This is a genomic window from Nocardioides sp. NPDC054178 (genome assembly GCF_055585005.1).
Genome location: NZ_JBVJKY010000003.1, coordinates 292,734 through 309,922, shown reverse-complemented (window position 1 = coordinate 309,922; position 17,189 = coordinate 292,734). Strand labels below are relative to the sequence as shown.

Genomic DNA, 17,189 nt, shown 5'->3' with positions numbered 1-17,189 from the left:
CTATCCCTTCGTGCTCGTGTAGGGCAGCAGCGCGACCTCGCGGGCGTTCTTGATCGCCTTGGTCACGGCGCGCTGCTGTTGCGGGGTGAGCCCGGTGACGCGACGCGAGCGGATCTTGCCGCGGTCGGAGATGAACGTACGCAGCAGCTGCACGTCCTTGTAGTCGACGTAGGTCACGTCCGGCGCCAGCAGCGGCTTGCGCCGCTTGCGGACCGGAGACGGCGGTCGCTTGGGCATCTGATCGGTTCCTTTCGGCAGAGTCGCTCAGCGGAGCTTGGCAGGGTCGAGGTAGCCGCGCTGGACCGCACGGACCAGGCGACGGGGTACGTCGTAGCTCTGGCCGTCGACGGTCACGGGCACGAGCGCTACCGGGGTCGCCTTCCAGCTCGAGCGGCGGTGGCGGGTGTTGCTGCGCGACAGCTTGCGCTTGGGTACGGCCATGGCGGCCTCCTTCGGGGTGGTGTGATGCGATTCAGGCGGCGCGGCCGATGGGGCCGAGCCAGTCCTCGAGCCCGTCCCAGGACTCCTCCCAGATCTGGCCGCGCCCGGCGATCTCCTGGTCGGTGAGCAGGGCGCGCTCGAAGGCCCGCGGGATCTCCTCGGCCTCGTCGTCGATGCCGACCACGACGATCCGGGTCAGCCGATCGGTGCGGCCCCACTTCTGGGTCGAGCCCACGCTCGCCTGACCGCCGGCCCCGTCCCACACACAGATGTCGTCGGGCCGGGTCGGCACCCAGAAGCAGCCGCGCGAGCGGCGCGGGCCACCGCCCAGGACCTCCAGCTCCTCCTGGAAGCGCACCGGGTGGATCGGGCGCTCGGAGCGCAGGTCGAGCCGCCAGGCGCCGCCCTCGGGCAGCGGCGGCAGCGGGTTGCGGCGCACCTCGGCGACCCAGGCCTCCACCGCGTGGTGGCGGTGCACGCCGGCGACCAGGCCGGCGGCGTCCAGGAGCGAGGGATCGGTCACCACCGGCGTCCCGGGGCGGGCGAGGGTCGCGACCAGCGACTCCTCCTCGGGGTCGGGGGTCTCGGTGATGCTGACGACGTCGGCGTACTCGACGATCGCGCTGGCGACCTCGGCGACCCCGCGACGATCGTCCTCGGAGGTGGCCAGGCCACGCTCGTCGAGGAGATCGGGACCGAGGAGATCCTCGGCGACCGTCGCGCCCTCGAGCGCCGCGACGACGGCGGCGACCGCGATGTGCGGCGCCATCCGCGGGGCCCAGGCCAGCACCCGGCAGACCTGGATCGCCTCGGCGGCGACCGGCAGGCAGGCCACGATGCTTCCCCAGCGGCCCTGCGCGGCGAGACGCTCGAGCGTCGGCACGATGTCCTCGCGGATCGCGCAGGCGACGCAGGCGTGGGCGAGGTTGATCTCCTCGTGCTCGATCACCCCGCTCAGGTCGCTGACGACGCGGGTGAGGAGCTGGCGCTCCGGGTCGATCACGTGGCGCACCATGACCGCGTCGGGGAGGCCGAACTGGAGCGAGATGGTCGCCGAGAGCATCGCGCTCTCCGCGACCCCGCCGACCAGGATCACCGGCACCTTCGGGCGGGACAGGTTGCGCGGCGACGACCGCGGCCTGGGCGCGCTCATCAGCCGCGCCCGTAGCGGCGCTTGAACCGCTCCACTCGGCCCTCGGTGTCCACCACCCGGCCCCGCCCCGTCCAGAACGGATGGCTGGCGCTGGAGACGTCGACGTCGACGACCGGGTAGCTCTCGCCGTTCTCCCAGGTGACCCGCTCGTGGTCCTCGGCCAGACGCTCGAGGATCGTCGACTGCATCAGGAAGAGCGTGTCCGCCGAGCGGTCGCGGAAGACGACCGGCCCGGAGACGGGGTGGATGCCTTGCTTCATGGGGACCTCCCGTTTTCGTTAATGATAACGATTCTCATCTTACTCACATCGCGTCCCCATCGCTCACATCGAGGCGAACATCACTCCTCGGCGGTGTGGGTGTGCATGCGTACGCCGTCGCTGTTGAAGATGCTCAGCACCTGCGCCGGGCGCGACCCGGTCGCGAACATCGCGTGCGGCACCCGGGTGTCGAACTCGGCGGCCTCGCCCCGGGTCAGCACCAGGTCGCGGTCTCCCAGCAGCAGCCGGAGCTTCCCGGAGATGACGTAGAGCCACTCGTAGCCGTCGTGGACCCGCGGTTCCGGCACCTCGGTCACCGGCTCGTAGGTGATCTTGAACGTGCTGACCGGCGAGCCCTCGGGGGTCAGCGGCGCGATCACCATGCCTTCCTTGCGGATCACGGGCCGGCGGATGCGCGGGTCCGGGACCGAGGGGGTCACCAGGCTGTCGAGCCCGACGCCGAGGTGGCGGGTCAGCGGGATGAGCAGCTCCAGGCTCGCCTGGCGCTTGCCCGACTCGAGCCGGGACAGCGTGCTCGGAGACATCTCGGCCATCGCGGCCAGCTGCTCCAGGGTCCAGCCCTTGCTGTGCCGGATGGCCCGGATCCGGGGGCCGACCTGCTTCAGCTCGTCGATCATGTGCTCCATCTCCCATTTGCCATTTCAGCAAGAATCCTTGCCGTTTCTTCATTGTGCCACTGAACTGGAGGACATGAACGCACACGCAGAACACCTCGACGCGATCGTCATCGGCGGCGGTGCCGCCGGGCTCTCCGCGGCTCTCATGCTCGGCCGCTCCCGCCGCAGGACCCTCGTGGTCGACTCCGGCCTGCCCCGCAACCGCTTCACCACGCACATGCACGGCGTCCTCGGCCACGAGGGCATCGACCCTGCCGAGCTCCTGCGCAGAGGACGCGAGGAGCTGGCGGCGTACGACGTGGGGATCCGTCCCGGGCGCGTCGCCCGCCTCGATGAGACCGAGGAGGGAGTGAGCGTCCTCCTGGAGGACGGCGAACGGCTCACCGGCCGCATCGCGATCGTCGCCACCGGAGTCACCGACGAGCTTCCCGACATCCCCGGACTGGCCGAGCGCTGGGGCACCACCGTCCTGCACTGCCCCTACTGCCACGGCTGGGAGGTGCGCGACCGGCGGATCGGCGTCCTGACCACCTCACCGCTCGGGATGCACCAGGCGCAGCTCCTCCGGCAGTGGAGCGAGGACGTCGTCGTCTTCACCGCGGGGCTCGGTCCGCTCGAGGAGGCCGACGAGCAGCGGCTGCTCTCGCGCGGGATCACCCTGGTGACCGCTCCGGTCACCGAGGTGCTCGGCGAGGGCGACCAGGTCACCGCGGTGCGCACCGCGGACGGGTCGACCACCGAGGTCGGCGCCATCTTCACCGCCGGCACGCTACGGCCGCACGACGGCTTCCTGGCCCATCTCGGCCTCGACCGCGCCGACACTCCGGTCGGCAGCTTCCTCGCCGTCGACGCGACCGGCAAGACCAGCAGCGACCGGATCTGGGCCGTCGGGAACGTCTCCAACCCGATGGCCAACGTGCCGATCAGCATGAGTGCCGGCACGATGGCCGGCAGCGTCGTGAACGCGACCCTGGTGACCGACGACTTCGACCGCGCCGTGTCCGGGCCGGCCCCGGTGGACTTCTGGCAGGAGAGGTACGCCGGCTCCGACCGGATCTGGTCCGGCAAGGTCAACACGGTGCTCGGTGACATCGCCGCCGACCTCTCGCCCGGGACCGCGCTCGACCTCGGCTCCGGGGAGGGCGCCGACGTGATCTGGCTGGCGCAGCACGGCTGGCAGGCGACCGGAATCGACATCTCCGAGAACGCCGTCGCCCGCGGCCGTGAGGCCGCCGCGGCCGCCGGCCTCTCCGAGGAGCAGGCACGGTTCGTCGTCTCCGACCTCTCCTCGCCGGCCGGCCTCGACGGGAGCTACGACCTGGTCACCGCCAGCTTCTTCCAATCCCCCGTCGAGCTCCCACGCACCGACATCCTGCGGCGTGCTGCCGACCTGGTGGCCCCGGGCGGACACCTTCTGGTCACCTCCCACGCCGCCGCACCGTCGTGGGCCGACGCCGCCGCGCGCGAGCACCGCTTCCTGGACGCCAAGGAGGAGCTGGAAGCACTCGACCTGCCCGAGGACGCCTGGGAGACGGTCGTCCTCGAGCACCGCGACCGTCCCGTCACCAGCCCGTCCGGCGAGCCCGCCACCCTCGAGGACTCGGTCGTCCTGCTCCGTCGGCGCTGATGTGACTCGCGTCCGCTCCGGGCGGCGTCGGAGACGCAGTCCCGGCTAGGCCGCGCCGCAGCTCTCGGTGAGGAACTCGCCGAGGCGCTCGTAGGCGAGATTCTGGGCGTCGCTGCGCGCCAGCGGGTCCTGGCCCCGACCGGTGCGCAGGGCGTCCTCGATCATCATCCGCACGCCCTCGACAGCGGCTGCCGGCGTACCTTCGGGAACGCCCATCGACTGCAGGTCCGTCGCCGCCAGGCCGAGCGCGGTCTCGTTCTCGTCGTTCGGGGTGGTCATCTGGGTGGCATGGGCGTTCGCCATGGTCTGTACGGCACCACAGAACTCCTCCAGGGATGCGACCGGGCCCGCAGCAACCGGAGCCGACGAGGTCGCACCCGAGGGGGCCGAGACCGCCGGAGCGTCGCCACCGCCCAGGTCGCGGGTGAGCACCACGACGCCGATCGCGACCGCGATGAGCACGCCGATGATGAGCGCACGCGGGTGCGGGAGCCGGTCGCGCCAGGTCGGCTCACGCACCGCCTGCGCCCGGCGGGCGGGGTTGCCGGAGCGTCTCGGGTCACCCATCGATGCTCACTGGTAGGTGTTGGCCGGCGCCTCGCGCGGCTCGACGGAGACGGCCTCGATCGCCGTCTCCGACTTGCCGCCCGGCGCGGTGCCCTCGACCCAGCGACCGGTGACCGCGACCCACGAGTCGCGCTCCGGGGCGTCGTCGTAGTCCTCCACCCGCACCCGTGAGGCGCTCGCGTCGGCGGCGCAGCAGGCGATGGCGATGCGGGTGACGTACCAGTTGCCGTTCTCGTCGGTGCTGACGAAGCCGGTGAGGCGTACGTCGCGGTCCTTGATCGTCGAGCCGTCCTCGACGCCGGCGCGCCACATGAACTCGGCGACCTCGACGTCGACCGGGCCGTCGGTGGCGGGCAGCGGCAGGATCTCGGCATCCGGGGCCGCCGCGACCGGGTCGTCGGCCCGTCGCTCGGCGAGGTAGGCGCCCAGGGACGGCGGGCTGGCGACGAAGACGATCACGCCGGGCACGATCGCCAGCCAGGTCATCGCCGGCACCTTGTGATCGTGCCCGTCGTGGCCCTCATGGTCGTCGCCGTCCTCCGCTGGCGCGGGACGCAGCAGCATCCACACGGTCAGCCCGAGCAGCACGACACCGGTGGCGACCAGCGGCCACTTCATCCAGTCGGTGACGTACCGCAGATAGCCCTCGCCGAGCGAGAGCCGGAGCAGGACGGCACCGAGGAAGCCGACGACCAGGGCCTGCGTTGTCCGTGTCACAGCAGCCACCATCCGATGCCGACGGCGGAGGCGACCGCCGTGATGATCACCAAGGGTACGAAGCGGAGCGCGAAGCCCATCCCGAACTGGCCGGCCTCCATCGAGGCGAGCTTGATGTCCATCGCGGGGCCGACGACGAGGAAGACCAGCTTCGCGGTGTCGGAGAAGGCGGTGAACGAGGCCGCGACGAAGGCGTCGGACTCCGAGCAGAGCGCCACGATGAACGCGAACAGCGCCAGCGTGGCGATCCCCAGCACCGCCTGACCGGCGACGGTGTTGACCACCGAGCGGGGTACGAAGGTGTTGACCGCCGCGGCCAGCATGGCGCCCAGCACCAGGAAGCCGGAGGCGTGCAGGAAGTCGTGGCTGACGTTGCCCAGGAACGACCTGTCGTGAGCGTGCTCGTCGCGCCCCAGGTTAGCCAGGCGCTCGAGCAGCAGCTTGCCGCGGGCGAGCATGATCCAGCCGACCGCCACCGCCGTGATCAGCGAGGCCAGGAAGCGCGCCAGCACCATCACCGGCTGGCCGGGGAACGCGACCGCCGTCGAGACGAGCACCGCCGGGTTGACCGCCGGCGCGGCCAGCAGGAACGTCAGCGCGACCGCGGGCGCCACGCCACGACGGATCAGTGAGTTGGTCACCGGCACCGCGGCGCACTCGCAGCCCGGCAGCCCGATCCCGGCCAGGCCCGCGACCGGGACCCCGAGCGCCGGGCTCTTGGGCACGATCCTGCTCAGCGCCTTCTCCGAGAGGAAGGTCGAGATGACCGCGCTGAGCAGCACGCCGCCGAGCAGGAACGGGGCCGACTGCACCACGATGGCGACGAAGATCGTGCCCCAGGTGTTGAACAGGTCGTGGTCCAGCAGCGGCAGCAGCCAGCGCTGGGAGAGCAGGATGGCGAGCAGGACGATCGCCACGACCTCTGTCTGCCCCAGCCGGAACCCGGACTTCTCGGCTGCCCGCACCGGGGTCTTCGTGCTCATGGTGCGTGTTTTTAGCACAGCCCGAGGGCGCGCAGGGTGCGCCTCGCCGACTCGGAATGGTTCCGGTTAGGATTTTCCGGAGTCACCAGCTGGACTTGGTGATCCCGGGCAGGTGCCCCTTGTGCGCGAGCTCGCGGAACCGGATCCGGGAGACACCCGCCTTGCGCAGATAGCCGCGCGGGCGGCCGTCGACCTGGTCGCGGTTGCGCAGGCGTACGGGCGAGGAGTCGCGCGGGAGACGGGACAGGGCGCGGACCGCCTCGGCCTGCTCTGCCGAGCCCGGCTCGGCGGTGCGGATGAGCTCCTTGATCTGGGCACGACGCGCTGCGTACCGCTCCACGATCTCACGACGCTTGGCCTCGGCCGCGATCTTGGATTTCTTCGCCATCAGAGCCTCTCCCCTCGGGCACGCATCTCGGCGACGACGGCGTCGATGCCACGTACGTCGATCCGCTTGATCGCGTTGGTGCTGAGCCGCAGCGTGACCTTCCGGCCCAGGCTCGGGACGTAGTAGGTCTTCTTCTGCAGGTTCACCTCCCAGCGTCGTCGGGTCGCCTTCTTGGACCAGGGGCGGTTGTTGCCGAAGCCGGGGCGGGCTCCGGTGACCTGACACGTACGCGACATGGCAGCCTTTCGTCTTATTAGGAATCGTTCCCATTATGGCACACGTGTCTCACGCCGCGTCATCGACCGCCCTGCTCGACACGGGATCCATACCGATACCGACTAACATGTCGCTCATGGCACCAACCCAGCAGGTCAAGCGGCGCGCAACCAACCAGGGCGCCGCGGTGAAGGAGGCTCTCGCCGCCGAGGACACCTTCCGCAGCGCCCAGGACGTCTACGCCACGCTGCGGGCCAACGGCGAGAAGATCGGCCTCTCCACGGTCTACCGCCACCTGCAGATCTTCGTCGACGACGGACTCGCCGACGTGATCCACAAGCCCGACGGTGAATCCACCTACCGACTGTGCGGCGACGCCTCCACGACCCATCACCACCACCTGGTCTGCCGCAGCTGCGGCAAGGCCGTGGAGATCGAGGGCCCGGCCGTGGAGACCTGGGCCGACAAGGTGGCGGCGCAGAACGGCTTCACCGACGTCAACCACACCGTGGAGATCTTCGGTCTCTGCGCCGCCTGCGCCGCCTGAGTCGGAGCCGGGGTCAGCTGCGGCGACGCACCGCACCGAGCGTGGCGTCGACGACCAGGAACCCGATGAGGCTCACGCCCAGCATCGGGACGAACCAGCCGACCACGGCGGTGACCAGGACCGTGGCCGTGAGCGCCGGCCAGGGCAGGCGGCGCCAGGCTCCGCGTGGCACCGGCCGGCCGAACCGCAGCCCTGCCGAGCCGGGTGGCCGTCGCAGCCACCACATCCGGTAGCCGAGCAGCGTCGTCACGATCAGCCCGATCGCCAGCACCGCCAGCGCCAGCTGGTTGACGATGCCGAACAGGATGCCCATGTGGGCGCCGATGACCCAGTCGGTCAGCTTGGCCATGATCGGCCAGTCGGCGAAGTCGACCCGGTCCAGCATCCTGCCTGTGGCGGGGTCGACGCTGATCGCGTCGTAGCGGGTCGGCCAGTCACGCTTGTTCTCCGCGGCCGTCCACGCGCTGGCCCCGTCGGCCGGCGGGACGAGGTAGAGCGGGTCGCCCAACCCCTCGTGGCGCGCGGTCGCGAGCACGCCGTCGACACCTGCTCCCTCGGTGAAGACCGCATCCGGGTCACCGGTGTGCGCCGCCGCACCCGAGGAGCCGTGATGCGCGTGCTCGGCCGCGGCGCCGGTGTGCAGCGAGGTGGCCGGCGTGGGCTCGGTCCACGACAGCGCCGTACGCACCTCGCCGATGTTCGCCCCGGCGAAGCGCGACCAGGTCAGCCCGGAGACCGACAGCGCCAGCACGCCCAGCAGGAGCCACACCCCGATGACGGCGTGCCACGACATCACCCGGGTACGCCCCGTGGCGGTGAGGTCGGGGGTGACCAGCCGGCGCAGGCGCCGGTCACGGCGAGCCCTGCCGATCCACAGCACGAGCCCGCCGAGGACGACCACCCACAGCCAGCTCGCGGCGAGCTCGCTGTAGTGGCGCCCGACGGCGCCCAGATGGAGGTTGCGGTGCAGCTCGTCGAGCCACGCCCGGAACCCGAGCCACTGGCCGTAGCTGCGCACCTGGCCCTCGACGGCGGCGGTGTAGGGGTTGACGAAGACCGACATCGCGTAGTCGTCGGGCACGCTCTCGTCGGTGAAGACCACCCGGGTGCTGCGGTCGGCCGCGGGCGGCACGTCGACCCGCAGGATCTCACCGTCGGGGTGACTCGCCCGGGCGGCGGCGACCTGCTCCGCGAGCGGCACCCGCTCGCCGGCCGGCGTGACATGGGTCAGGTCGTGATAGGCGATCTGCTCGACCTGCGGGGCGATGGTGTAGAGCAGCCCGGTCACCGAGGCGACCAGGATGAACGGGGCGACCAGCACCCCGGCGTAGAAGTGCAGCCGCAGCACCAGCGGCCGGATCGTCGGCCACCAGCCGCGCAGCGGCGGCTCGGTCTGTCGGGCGGTCTCCGGCTCGGCCGGTGGGGCGGTCCGGGAGGGGGTCGGAACGGACATCCGTGGTTCTCTTCTCGCGAGTTCTTCGGGGTACGCGAGACAGCCACCGGGACTCACCCGGTGGTGCTCGCAGTGGGATCTCAGAGGCCGGCCGGCCTCGGCGGTCCCCTTCGCGGAGAGACATGGGCCCACAGGGCCGGTCGCGGGACGATCTCGCGCACCTCGGCGAGCAGGCGGCCGACAGGGGCGATGCGTGGCTCCGGGAGACGGCGTACGGCCACGGCGAGGGCCCGGCGGTGCAGCACCCAGACCACGACGGAGAGCACCGCGGCACAGGCGTGGGCCAGGAGCATCGCGACACCCTCGGCGGAGCCGAGCGAGGTGCTGACGCCGTGCTGGTGCTCGGTGCCGGGGGCCGCGGAGAAGGCGACGAACACCTCGTGGAGGCCCAGCTGGGACAGTCCGGCCAGAACTGCACCGGCAAGGAGACCGACCCGGCGCTGCAGCACCACGATCCCGGACCCGAAGACGGCCACGGCCGCTGCGACCAGCCAGCCGGCGCTCGGCAGCGTTCCGCCTGCGGCCAGGTGGGCCAGAGCGGCACCGGTCATGATCTCGAGCGTCGCGAGCAGGGAGAGCCACGCGCTTCCACGCGTCGGCCTCACCACTCGCAGCTCCACGCGCAGCACCGTATCCGAACCGCGCACTCAGAGTTCGTTGGCCGCGCCCTCGACGAGGAAGGTCGGATATCCGGCCTGGTCCTCGTCGTCGGTCGGGATCACCGGGCTCACCGGCGTGCACGCGAGGGTCCGTACCTCGCAGGTGACGACCTGCTGAGCGCGCAGCACGTTGGCGGCGTTCTCGTCGATGTGCTGCGCCACGCCGAAGAACGTGTGCTCGTCGCTCCAACCGGCCAGCGTGAAGTGCTCCCAGGGAGCGTCGATCGGACGCTGGCGCCCGGTCGCTGCGTCATAGGCCACCGCCTCGGTGGGCCACTGGCTGGTGTCGAAGATCGTGCTGCGGTCCGGGGAGAGGAGCCCCACCCCGGACAGCCAGGTCTCACTCACCTGCCGGTGTCGGCCCTCGCCCTCGAGATAGACGCGGAAGCCGTCGGGGAACAGCGTCTCGGCATATTCCTGGTAGACCTCCCCGTCGGGCCCCTCGCTCGCCTGCGTCGTGGAAGCATCGTCGAGATCGATGGTGGCCCCGTCGAAGAAGAGGCGCTCGTCGCTGACCCCGATCAGCAGCGGCATGATCTCGCCGTAGAGGTCGGCGAGGTCCGCGCCCTCGTCGGGCTCGCGGTCAGGGGTTCGGTAGAGCTGCTCGCCGGTGCGCGTGTCGAAGGCCGCGACCTGGAGGACGTGGGTGCCGAACTCGTCGGTCGGACCGCGCGACTGGTCCACCGTCGCGAAGACCGACCGGTCCGCCGAGACCGCCAGGTTGCCCCACCCGACCTTCTCGACCTTCTCCGTCTCACCCTCGGCGCTGGTGAACCACAGCGTCTCACCACGCATCCAGTAGGCGCCGGTCGCACCCAGCACGAACTGGTCCACACGCTCACCGAGCCGGACGGTCCGCTCCCCCACGTGCAGCGTGCCGTCGGCGTACCAGGCCGGGGCGGTGGCATCCCACTCGCTCGGCCCCACGGGCAGCGAGAAGGGCTCCTTGCCGCTGCCGAGGGCCGTGAGGTTCCCGCATCCGGCGACGGAGAGCGAGACGAGCGCGGCGGCGACGGCCGCGCGCAGGTTCATCGTGCTCGCTGGACCGGCGTGTGGTTGCGCGCGAGGAGCCAGATCATGGTGCCGTAGCAGGCGATCCGCAGCACCCAGCCGAGGCCGGTGCGGAGGATGCCGAGGGCCAGGATGGCCCAGTCGCGGTCGATCGCGCCGCTCCAGGCCAGGAACCAGATCGGACCCTGGATGGCGGCCCCGATCGCGCCGGGGGCCAGGAAGAGCCAGGTCAGCCGGGAGCACAGCTTCACGATCTGCTTGTCCTGATGCCACTCGAGCGGATCGCCGCTGGCCATGCCGATGAAGAAGCCGAAGATCGGCCAGCCGATCAGGCACAGCCCGCCGACCACGACGGTGTAGCCGAGGCTGATCAGGATGCCGGGCAGGAAGTAGGCCAGCGCCTGCTCCTCGGCCGAGCCGCCCATGGACTGGGCCAGCCGCACCACCGCGAAGCCGATGAGGATGCCGAAGATCGCGTTGCCGACGTACTGCAGGCTCGAGCGCTGCACGAGCCGGACCACCAAGAAGGCAGCCGCGGTCGCCGCCGAGGCGATCAGCGCGACCTTGAGGTCCTTGACCACCAGCCAGGCGATGGTGAAGACCAGCCCGGGCACGCCGGCCTCGAGCATCCCGCGCACACCGCCCAGCCCGGCCGACATCTGGCGGCGTACGACCGCCTCGACGGTGTCGACCGTCGGATGGTTGTGGTCATGCTCGCCGGCCTGGTCGTCGGCGGGGCCGTCGTCGGCGGGGGTCTCAGAGGTGGGGCTCACGTGTGGTTGGCTCACTCGTTGGGGTCCGGTATCAGCTCGTAGCGTGGGTTGAACATGATGCGCTGGCCATCGGTACGGCCGATGCGGCCCTGCACCTGCAGCGACCGGCCCGGGCTGATCCCGGCGATGCGCCGGCGTCCCAGCCAGATGATCGTCAGGGTGCCGGAGCCGTCGAACAGCTCCGCCTCCAGCGCCGGGACACCGCCGCGGGGTCGCAGCGTGATCGTACGCAAAGTCCCCCGCAGCCGCACCGGCTCGCGGTCGGGCGCGTCGGCGATCGAGGCGACATCCTTGGCGACGTAGGCCGCCCGGATCTCGCTCGCGTCGATCGAGGCGGTGTTGGCCCACTCACTGAGCTTGGCTCGCAGCCGACCCTTGGACACCGCCGGCTCACTTCTCCACGCGGCGCGCGTTGGGCGGCAGCTTCACCTCGAGCGCCTCGCCCTTGGGCTTGGCCCCCTCACCACGGCGCACGACGACCCGCTCGAGGAGCTTCTCCCACTCCTTGCCGGCGGTCGGCTCCATCGCGGGGCGGCCCATCATGGTCGCGCGCAGCATCCAGCGCGGGCCGTTGACGCCGATGATGCGGGTCTGCTGGACGGCCGGCTGGCCGTCGGGCAGCTTGACCTTCATCTGGGTGATCAGCTCGGTGCCCCACGGGCCCTCCAGGTCGGCGGTGGCACCGCCACGCTGCTGGACGTCCTCGCGCAGCATCGGCAGCGACTCGGTCCACAGGTCACCGTTGCGGGGGGCGGCGAAGGCGCGCAGCTCCATCGCGCCGTCCTCGGCGGTCAGCATCACGGCCGCGATCTGCCCGGACTTCTCATCGACCTGCAGGCGCAGCTCCTTGCCCGGGGCCGGGGCGAGCATCATCGAGCCGAGGTCCACCCAGTCGCCGGTGATCAGCCCGTCGGGGACGGAGTCGATGTCGAACGGCCCGATCTCGGGAGCCGCCGGCACCGGCCGCTCGGGGGCCATCGGCCCGTCCTCGACCGAGGCAGATGGCTCTCCGCGGTGGGAGGGCGTGGACTTGCGACGGAACTTCACGACCATCTGCTTTCAGGTTGCGGTGACTCTGTGAGGAGACCTATCTAACACTGATTCCTCAGCGGCTGGAGAAGCCCCCTGTAGAACCGTATCCCCCATCGCCACGGACCGAGCCCGGCAACTCGGAGACCTCGACGAAACGAGCCTGCTCGACGCGCTGGATCACCAGCTGGGCGACCCGGTCGCCACGGCGAAGCTCGATCGCCTCGACGGGGTCGAGGTTGATCAGCGCCACCTTCACCTCGCCGCGGTAGCCGGCGTCGACGGTGCCGGGGGCGTTGACGATGGACAGCCCGTGCTTGGCGGCCAGCCCGGAGCGCGGGTGAACCAGGCCGACGTACCCTTCAGGCAACGCCATCGCGATCCCGGTCGGCACCAGCGCGCGCTCGCCCGGTTTCAGGGTCACGTCCACGGTCGTGCGCAGGTCGGCGCCGGCATCGCCCGGGTGGGCGTAGGCAGGCGGCGGCAGCTCGGCGTCGAGACGGACCATGGCTACTTCGAGATCAGACACAACCCGCACCTTAGATGCTGAGAGGCTCACCCGATTCGTGACTGGCTTGACCGACGTGAAAAACTCACGATTCGTGAGCACCCCCGCGTACGACGAGCGACTGACCGTGCCGCTGCGGTGGTGGGTCCAGGGCGTCATGTTCCTGGCGACCCTGTGGATCGCGGTCATCCTGTGGGTCCCGGCCGCGCTCGCCTGGGGGATCACCGCGGCCATCGCCAGCCTGTTCGCGCTGGCCATGATCGCCTTCGGCAACGCCCGGATCACGATCGCCGACGGCGTCCTGCGCGCCGGGCCCGCCCGGATCGAGGCGCGCTTCCTCGGCGAGGCGGTCGCTCTCGAGGAGACCGAGGCGCATCACCTGGCCGGGCGTGACGCCGACGCCAGGGCGTACCTGCTGCTGCGTCCCTATCTCAAGCGCGCGGTGCGGGTCACCATCGAGGACCCGGCCGACCCGACGCCCTACTGGCTGCTCTTCACCCGTCACCCGGTGGCCCTCGCGAAGACCGTCAACGCGCTCCGAGCGAGTCTCTGAGCGGCAACCCGCGGGCCATGGCCTAGGCTCGAGCCATGTCCAAGTCCACCAAGGCTGACAAAGCCGACAAGGCTGACAAGGTCTGGGCGATCATGGCCCTCGTCAGCGGAATCGGGGCCGCCAAGGTCACCAACAAGCTCCTCTCCTCCGGCTGGAAGGCGTCCACCGGACGCAAGCCGCCGGCCAACCCCGCCGACCCCGACGTACGCCTCGTGGAGGCCGTGCTCTGGTCTGCTGCGACCGGCGCGACCGTTGCGCTGGCGCGGATGTTCGCCCAGCGGCGCGCGGCCAACTACTACGTGAGGTCGGTCGGGCGGTTGCCGAAGCAGTTGGAGAAGGACGAGTCCTGAGATAGAGCGAAGGCCGCACGGATTCCGTGCGGCCTTTGCTTATCGGCCCGGCTTGCGCCGGGCTTTCCGTCGAGTCGGCGCGTTTGTACAAAGCGCTTGCTAGCGCAAGCTATACAAACGCGCCGACTCGACGGCTTTCGACAGCGCTTACGCGCAGTCGAAGCAGATCATCTTCTTCTCGTCAGCCAGCTGGCTGCGGTGGTGGACCAGGAAACAGCTCATACAGGTGAACTCGTCCTCCTGCTTCGGCTTGACCTCGACCGCGAGCTCCTCGTGGCTGAGGTCGGCTCCCGGGAGCTCGAACGACTCGGCCGCCTCGGCCTCGTCCTCGTCAACCTTGCCCGAGTTCTTGTCGTGACGACGAGCCTTGAGCTCTTCGATGCTCTCCTCGGACTGGTCCTCTTCATTTTTACGCGGTGCGTCGTAGTCCGTCGCCATATGCGCCACTCCCCTTCTCACTCATCTTCAGTCCCCCCGCGCGCCCCCGAGGGCAGCGGCACGGCCCGTGATTGTGCACCATCAACGTGCATTTCGCACACTCAACCGGATCCGCGTCGCCGAAACGTTCTGTCATCTGGCGGTATTCCCTATCACGGGGATAGATGAGCAGTGAGTTTCGGGTGGGTGAACGCGGCTGTACCAACGGGGCTCCGGGACCTTCCCGGCCCCCGGCCGGTCATAGATCTACATCAACCAGCGGCTTTCAGTCGGGTACGACACCCGGGAGCGAGTCAACTGGCAGAAAACCGGCCTGAACAGCCGCTTTCCGTAGTTCATCGTAGCCATGGGCTGGTGCCACGATGACGAACCGGCGACCACCGATGCCGGTCGTCGCCTCCCAGCGAGCACCGGCGGCCTCCGCCACCAGGCCGGCTGCGGCATGGTCCCACAGGTGCAGCCCCTCCTCGAGGTAGCCGTCGAGAGTCCCCTCGGCCACCCCGCAGATGTCCAGAGCTGCCGAGCCGATGCGACGAACGTCACGTACGACCGGCAGGAACCGCACCAGTGCCTCGGCCTGAACCCGGCGGAGCTCGGCGTCGTAGGAGAAGCCGGTGGCGATCAGCCGCTGCCCGAGCTCAGCGGGTTGACGTACACCGATGGGCTCTCCGTCCTTGACGGCGGCGGCCGACCCGTCAGGCTGCCGGAAGGCGGCGTAGAGGGTGCCTGCGGGCACGTCGACGACCGCTCCGGCGACGACCTCGCCGGCGTACTCCGCGGCGATCGAGACGGCGTAGCGCGGCAGGCCGTAGAGGAAGTTGACGGTGCCGTCGATCGGGTCGACGATCCAGCGCACGCCGCTGGTGCCGGTCGTCTCCTCACCCTCCTCGCCGAAGAAGGCGTCCTCCGGGCGCTCCTGGGAGATCAGCCGCCGGATCAGGGCCTCGGTGTCCCGGTCGGCCTCGGTGACCACATCGGTCGCGGTGGACTTCGTGGCCGCCACCTCGACGACGCCGGCGGCCCGCTCTCGGACGAGATCGGCGGCCGCACGGGCGGTCACCACCGCGAGCGCGAGCAGGTCTCCGGGCTTGGGGGCGGGCTGAGCCGGCGCTGGATGCTCTGTCATGAGGCCGACCCTATGCCGCGGGTGATCACGCGGAGTACTGGGGCGAGTCCTCTCCCGACAGGGTCGGCAGCTGCGAGCGCTGGTTGAAGCAGCAGCCCGCCGGGCAGCGGTCGGGTCCCGGGCCCAGGTCGCCGACCGTGGGCCGCTCAGGGGCCTCCCCGCGCTCTGCGGCGGCGCGCTCGAGGAGCAGGTCGCGTACGGCGGCCACGAAGCGCGGGTCCTCCCCCGCGGTCGGGCTGCGACGGGCCTGGATCCCGAGCTTCTCGGCGGTGGCCAGAGCCTCGGTGTCGAGGTCGTAGACGACCTCCATGTGGTCGGAGACGAAGCCGACCGGGCACATCACCACCGCGTCCACGCCCTTGCCCGCAAGGTCCTCGAGGTGGTCGTTCACGTCGGGCTCGAGCCACGGGATGTGCGGGGCGCCGGAGCGGCTGCAGTAGACCAGGTCCCACTCGTGGGTGACCCCACGCCGCTGCGCCACCTGATCGGCGATCACCGCGGCCACGTCGAGGTGCTGGGCGACGTAAGCGTTGCCGTCGGGGCCGGCGTTGTCGTTCATCGAGGTCGGGATCGAGTGGGTCACGAACAGGATCCGTGCGCCGTCGCGCTGGCCCTCGGGAAGGTCCTCGATCGAGGCGAGCACGCCGTCCACGACCGGGGCGACGAAGCCCGGGTGGTTGTAGTAGCGGCGCAGCTTGTCGAGCACCGGCGCGCTCTCGACGTCACCGGTCTTGTCGCACGCCTCGAAGAGGTTCTCGCGGTACTGCCGGCACGAGGAGTAGGAGGAGTAGGCGCTGGTCGCGAAGACCGCCGCCCGCTTGATCCCGTCGGCCCGCATCTGCGCGACCGTGTCGGTCAGGTAGGGGTCCCAGTTGCGGTTGCCCCAGTAGACCGGCAGGTCGATCCCGTGCTCGGCCAGATCGCTGCGCAGCGCCGCCAGGAAGGCCCGGTTCTGGTCGTTGATCGGCGACTTCCCGCCCCGGTCGAAGTAGTGCTGCCCCACCTCGACCAGCCGCTCCCGCGGGATCCCCCGCCCCCGGGTCACGTTCTCCAGGAACGGCACCACGTCCTCGGTCTTCTCCGGCCCCCCGAAAGAGACGAACAGCAGAGCATCGTAAGGAGAGACATCCACGACCCCATCATATTGATCGCCCCGAAGAGTCGAAATCTGGCGCCGAGAAGTCAGTTTCTGACCGCGAGGAGTCGACATCTGATGCCGAGAGGTCGAACTTCCGAGGGCCCGGGGTCCATGTTGGTCACACCTCGGAACGCCGGCTCTCGGTCCAGAGCAATGTCGCCAGCGCCTCGTTGTCGCGTCGGATCCATGCGTTCAGCCGAGGATGCCAGGCCGAGGTTGCCAGGATGACGGTGATCCTGCCCTGGGAGTCCCGGCAGCGCACCCACGTACGCTGGAACAACATGTCCACGTCCGCGATGTCGGCCCAGGGGATCGTCCGACTCCAGAATGTCGACCTCAGGACCACTCCGTTCCGGGTGACGCTGAGCCGACTGCGGAACCCGACCAGCAGTCCGACCGAAGCCACCGCGCTGACGAGAACAGCCATCGGGTACCCGGCCGGCGGCAGCATGTGCTGGTAGGCGGCAAACCCGACGCCCCAGATGCCGAAACCGATCAGCAAGCCCGTCACCATGACGGCGACCCAAGTCCTGCCGACGTAGGCGTGAACCAGATTCCCATTCCGCACGGCGGACAATGTAGCGGCGCGGTGCCCGGTCCGCTGCGGATCGGGT

The 17,189-nt window shown here is 70.3% G+C and carries 25 protein-coding genes; 4 read left to right on the top strand and 21 right to left on the bottom strand.

What is annotated here, in order from left to right; genetic code table 11:
• From rpsR to ACZ6WN_RS14065, 5 genes are all read right to left on the bottom strand, one after another.
• Nucleotides 1-237, bottom strand: coding sequence for a 30S ribosomal protein S18 (gene rpsR / locus ACZ6WN_RS14085; RefSeq protein ID WP_141804807.1), 237 nt, complete (start codon nucleotides 235-237; stop codon nucleotides 1-3).
• 27 nt (nucleotides 238-264) lie between these two features.
• The gene (gene rpmF / locus ACZ6WN_RS14080) at nucleotides 265-441 is read right to left on the bottom strand and encodes a 50S ribosomal protein L32 (protein WP_465865305.1); all 177 of its coding nucleotides are present in this window, start codon (nucleotides 439-441) and stop codon (nucleotides 265-267) included.
• 31 nt (nucleotides 442-472) lie between these two features.
• Nucleotides 473-1,594, bottom strand: coding sequence for a GTP-binding protein (locus tag ACZ6WN_RS14075; protein ID WP_465865304.1), 1,122 nt, complete (start codon nucleotides 1,592-1,594; stop codon nucleotides 473-475).
• Nucleotides 1,594-1,854 (bottom strand): type B 50S ribosomal protein L31, encoded by a 261-nt coding sequence (locus ACZ6WN_RS14070; RefSeq protein ID WP_465865303.1) that lies wholly within the window; start codon nucleotides 1,852-1,854, stop codon nucleotides 1,594-1,596. The genes ACZ6WN_RS14075 and ACZ6WN_RS14070 overlap by 1 nt, the downstream gene beginning before the upstream one ends.
• 80 nt (nucleotides 1,855-1,934) lie before the next feature.
• Nucleotides 1,935-2,492, bottom strand: coding sequence for a helix-turn-helix domain-containing protein (locus tag ACZ6WN_RS14065; RefSeq protein WP_465865301.1), 558 nt, complete (start codon nucleotides 2,490-2,492; stop codon nucleotides 1,935-1,937).
• Between the two features lie 73 nt (nucleotides 2,493-2,565).
• Between ACZ6WN_RS14065 and ACZ6WN_RS14060 the strand changes: the two genes are divergently transcribed.
• Nucleotides 2,566-4,119 (top strand): FAD-dependent oxidoreductase, encoded by a 1,554-nt coding sequence (locus tag ACZ6WN_RS14060; RefSeq protein ID WP_465865300.1) that lies wholly within the window; start codon nucleotides 2,566-2,568, stop codon nucleotides 4,117-4,119.
• 45 nt (nucleotides 4,120-4,164) lie between these two features.
• On the opposite strand, the gene ACZ6WN_RS14055 is transcribed toward ACZ6WN_RS14060, so the two are convergent.
• The 5 genes from ACZ6WN_RS14055 to rpmB form a co-directional block, all read right to left on the bottom strand.
• The gene (locus ACZ6WN_RS14055; protein WP_465865298.1) at nucleotides 4,165-4,686 is read right to left on the bottom strand and encodes a hypothetical protein; all 522 of its coding nucleotides are present in this window, start codon (nucleotides 4,684-4,686) and stop codon (nucleotides 4,165-4,167) included.
• Between the two features lie 6 nt (nucleotides 4,687-4,692).
• Entirely contained in the window at nucleotides 4,693-5,403 is a 711-nt protein-coding gene (locus tag ACZ6WN_RS14050; protein ID WP_465865296.1) for a TIGR03943 family putative permease subunit, read from the bottom strand.
• On the bottom strand, nucleotides 5,400-6,386 hold the full coding sequence (locus tag ACZ6WN_RS14045) for a permease (protein WP_465865294.1): 987 nt from the start codon (nucleotides 6,384-6,386) through the stop codon (nucleotides 5,400-5,402). Before ACZ6WN_RS14045 ends, ACZ6WN_RS14050 begins: the two co-directional genes overlap by 4 nt.
• An 82-nt stretch (nucleotides 6,387-6,468) precedes the next feature.
• Nucleotides 6,469-6,774: a 30S ribosomal protein S14 gene (gene rpsN, locus ACZ6WN_RS14040; protein WP_465865293.1), complete on the bottom strand. Its 306-nt coding sequence runs from the start codon at nucleotides 6,772-6,774 to the stop codon at nucleotides 6,469-6,471.
• Nucleotides 6,774-7,010 (bottom strand): 50S ribosomal protein L28, encoded by a 237-nt coding sequence (gene rpmB / locus ACZ6WN_RS14035; RefSeq protein ID WP_465865291.1) that lies wholly within the window; start codon nucleotides 7,008-7,010, stop codon nucleotides 6,774-6,776. Before rpmB ends, rpsN begins: the two co-directional genes overlap by 1 nt.
• 116 nt (nucleotides 7,011-7,126) lie before the next feature.
• Here rpmB and ACZ6WN_RS14030 point away from each other — a divergent pair, with 116 nt between their 5' ends.
• Nucleotides 7,127-7,537: a Fur family transcriptional regulator gene (locus ACZ6WN_RS14030; RefSeq protein WP_328530436.1), complete on the top strand. Its 411-nt coding sequence runs from the start codon at nucleotides 7,127-7,129 to the stop codon at nucleotides 7,535-7,537.
• Nucleotides 7,538-7,550: 13 nt separating this feature from the next.
• Here ACZ6WN_RS14030 and ACZ6WN_RS14025 read toward each other — a convergent pair whose 3' ends face one another.
• The 7 genes from ACZ6WN_RS14025 to dut form a co-directional block, all read right to left on the bottom strand.
• Entirely contained in the window at nucleotides 7,551-8,990 is a 1,440-nt protein-coding gene (locus ACZ6WN_RS14025; protein WP_465865290.1) for a PepSY-associated TM helix domain-containing protein, read from the bottom strand.
• Between the two features lie 80 nt (nucleotides 8,991-9,070).
• Nucleotides 9,071-9,610 (bottom strand): cell division protein FtsQ, encoded by a 540-nt coding sequence (locus ACZ6WN_RS14020; RefSeq protein ID WP_465865289.1) that lies wholly within the window; start codon nucleotides 9,608-9,610, stop codon nucleotides 9,071-9,073.
• Nucleotides 9,611-9,637: 27 nt separating this feature from the next.
• A complete protein-coding gene (locus tag ACZ6WN_RS14015; RefSeq protein WP_465865287.1) occupies nucleotides 9,638-10,681 on the bottom strand; it encodes a hypothetical protein in 1,044 nt (347 codons plus the stop codon).
• Entirely contained in the window at nucleotides 10,678-11,433 is a 756-nt protein-coding gene (locus ACZ6WN_RS14010) for a DUF3159 domain-containing protein (RefSeq protein WP_465865286.1), read from the bottom strand. Before ACZ6WN_RS14010 ends, ACZ6WN_RS14015 begins: the two co-directional genes overlap by 4 nt.
• An 11-nt stretch (nucleotides 11,434-11,444) precedes the next feature.
• A complete protein-coding gene (locus tag ACZ6WN_RS14005; protein WP_160023048.1) occupies nucleotides 11,445-11,816 on the bottom strand; it encodes an OB-fold nucleic acid binding domain-containing protein in 372 nt (123 codons plus the stop codon).
• 7 nt (nucleotides 11,817-11,823) lie between these two features.
• Nucleotides 11,824-12,486 carry a DUF3710 domain-containing protein gene (locus ACZ6WN_RS14000; protein WP_465865285.1) on the bottom strand — a complete coding sequence of 221 codons (663 nt, stop codon included), beginning with the start codon at nucleotides 12,484-12,486 and terminating at the stop codon, nucleotides 11,824-11,826.
• A 52-nt stretch (nucleotides 12,487-12,538) separates the two neighbouring features.
• Nucleotides 12,539-12,991: a dUTP diphosphatase gene (dut, locus tag ACZ6WN_RS13995; protein ID WP_465865284.1), complete on the bottom strand. Its 453-nt coding sequence runs from the start codon at nucleotides 12,989-12,991 to the stop codon at nucleotides 12,539-12,541.
• Nucleotides 12,992-13,064: 73 nt separating this feature from the next.
• Between dut and ACZ6WN_RS13990 the strand changes: the two genes are divergently transcribed.
• Together ACZ6WN_RS13990 and ACZ6WN_RS13985 are read left to right on the top strand one after the other, a co-directional pair.
• Entirely contained in the window at nucleotides 13,065-13,523 is a 459-nt protein-coding gene (locus ACZ6WN_RS13990; RefSeq protein ID WP_465865283.1) for a DUF3093 domain-containing protein, read from the top strand.
• A 35-nt stretch (nucleotides 13,524-13,558) separates the two neighbouring features.
• Nucleotides 13,559-13,873 (top strand): DUF4235 domain-containing protein, encoded by a 315-nt coding sequence (locus ACZ6WN_RS13985; protein ID WP_465865281.1) that lies wholly within the window; start codon nucleotides 13,559-13,561, stop codon nucleotides 13,871-13,873.
• 147 nt (nucleotides 13,874-14,020) lie between these two features.
• On the opposite strand, the gene ACZ6WN_RS13980 is transcribed toward ACZ6WN_RS13985, so the two are convergent.
• The 4 genes from ACZ6WN_RS13980 to ACZ6WN_RS13965 form a co-directional block, all read right to left on the bottom strand.
• Complete coding sequence (locus ACZ6WN_RS13980; RefSeq protein WP_040755057.1) at nucleotides 14,021-14,311, bottom strand: DUF4193 domain-containing protein; 291 nt, start codon at nucleotides 14,309-14,311, stop codon at nucleotides 14,021-14,023.
• A 265-nt stretch (nucleotides 14,312-14,576) separates the two neighbouring features.
• Nucleotides 14,577-15,437, bottom strand: coding sequence for an inositol monophosphatase family protein (locus ACZ6WN_RS13975; RefSeq protein WP_465865278.1), 861 nt, complete (start codon nucleotides 15,435-15,437; stop codon nucleotides 14,577-14,579).
• 25 nt (nucleotides 15,438-15,462) lie between these two features.
• Entirely contained in the window at nucleotides 15,463-16,569 is a 1,107-nt protein-coding gene (locus tag ACZ6WN_RS13970) for a ferrochelatase (protein WP_465865276.1), read from the bottom strand.
• A gap of 124 nt (nucleotides 16,570-16,693) precedes the next feature.
• The gene (locus ACZ6WN_RS13965; RefSeq protein ID WP_465865275.1) at nucleotides 16,694-17,077 is read right to left on the bottom strand and encodes a PH domain-containing protein; all 384 of its coding nucleotides are present in this window, start codon (nucleotides 17,075-17,077) and stop codon (nucleotides 16,694-16,696) included.
• Between the last annotated feature and the right edge of the window lie 112 nt (nucleotides 17,078-17,189).

Bases quoted from the DNA above. Each gene is read 5' to 3' on its own strand.
- rpsR (WP_141804807.1), bottom strand. From the start codon at position 237: ATGCCCAAGCGACCGCCGTCTCCGGTCCGCAAGCGGCGCAAGCCGCTG.
- rpmF (WP_465865305.1), bottom strand. From the start codon at position 441: ATGGCCGTACCCAAGCGCAAGCTGTCGCGCAGCAACACCCGCCACCGC.
- ACZ6WN_RS14075 (WP_465865304.1), bottom strand. From the start codon at position 1,594: ATGAGCGCGCCCAGGCCGCGGTCGTCGCCGCGCAACCTGTCCCGCCCG.
- ACZ6WN_RS14070 (WP_465865303.1), bottom strand. From the start codon at position 1,854: ATGAAGCAAGGCATCCACCCCGTCTCCGGGCCGGTCGTCTTCCGCGAC.
- ACZ6WN_RS14065 (WP_465865301.1), bottom strand. From the start codon at position 2,492: ATGATCGACGAGCTGAAGCAGGTCGGCCCCCGGATCCGGGCCATCCGG.
- ACZ6WN_RS14060 (WP_465865300.1), top strand. From the start codon at position 2,566: ATGAACGCACACGCAGAACACCTCGACGCGATCGTCATCGGCGGCGGT.
- ACZ6WN_RS14055 (WP_465865298.1), bottom strand. From the start codon at position 4,686: ATGGGTGACCCGAGACGCTCCGGCAACCCCGCCCGCCGGGCGCAGGCG.
- ACZ6WN_RS14045 (WP_465865294.1), bottom strand. From the start codon at position 6,386: ATGAGCACGAAGACCCCGGTGCGGGCAGCCGAGAAGTCCGGGTTCCGG.
- rpsN (WP_465865293.1), bottom strand. From the start codon at position 6,774: ATGGCGAAGAAATCCAAGATCGCGGCCGAGGCCAAGCGTCGTGAGATC.
- rpmB (WP_465865291.1), bottom strand. From the start codon at position 7,010: ATGTCGCGTACGTGTCAGGTCACCGGAGCCCGCCCCGGCTTCGGCAAC.
- ACZ6WN_RS14030 (WP_328530436.1), top strand. From the start codon at position 7,127: ATGGCACCAACCCAGCAGGTCAAGCGGCGCGCAACCAACCAGGGCGCC.
- ACZ6WN_RS14025 (WP_465865290.1), bottom strand. From the start codon at position 8,990: ATGTCCGTTCCGACCCCCTCCCGGACCGCCCCACCGGCCGAGCCGGAG.
- ACZ6WN_RS14015 (WP_465865287.1), bottom strand. From the start codon at position 10,681: ATGAACCTGCGCGCGGCCGTCGCCGCCGCGCTCGTCTCGCTCTCCGTC.
- ACZ6WN_RS14000 (WP_465865285.1), bottom strand. From the start codon at position 12,486: ATGGTCGTGAAGTTCCGTCGCAAGTCCACGCCCTCCCACCGCGGAGAG.
- ACZ6WN_RS13985 (WP_465865281.1), top strand. From the start codon at position 13,559: ATGTCCAAGTCCACCAAGGCTGACAAAGCCGACAAGGCTGACAAGGTC.
- ACZ6WN_RS13980 (WP_040755057.1), bottom strand. From the start codon at position 14,311: ATGGCGACGGACTACGACGCACCGCGTAAAAATGAAGAGGACCAGTCC.
- ACZ6WN_RS13975 (WP_465865278.1), bottom strand. From the start codon at position 15,437: ATGACAGAGCATCCAGCGCCGGCTCAGCCCGCCCCCAAGCCCGGAGAC.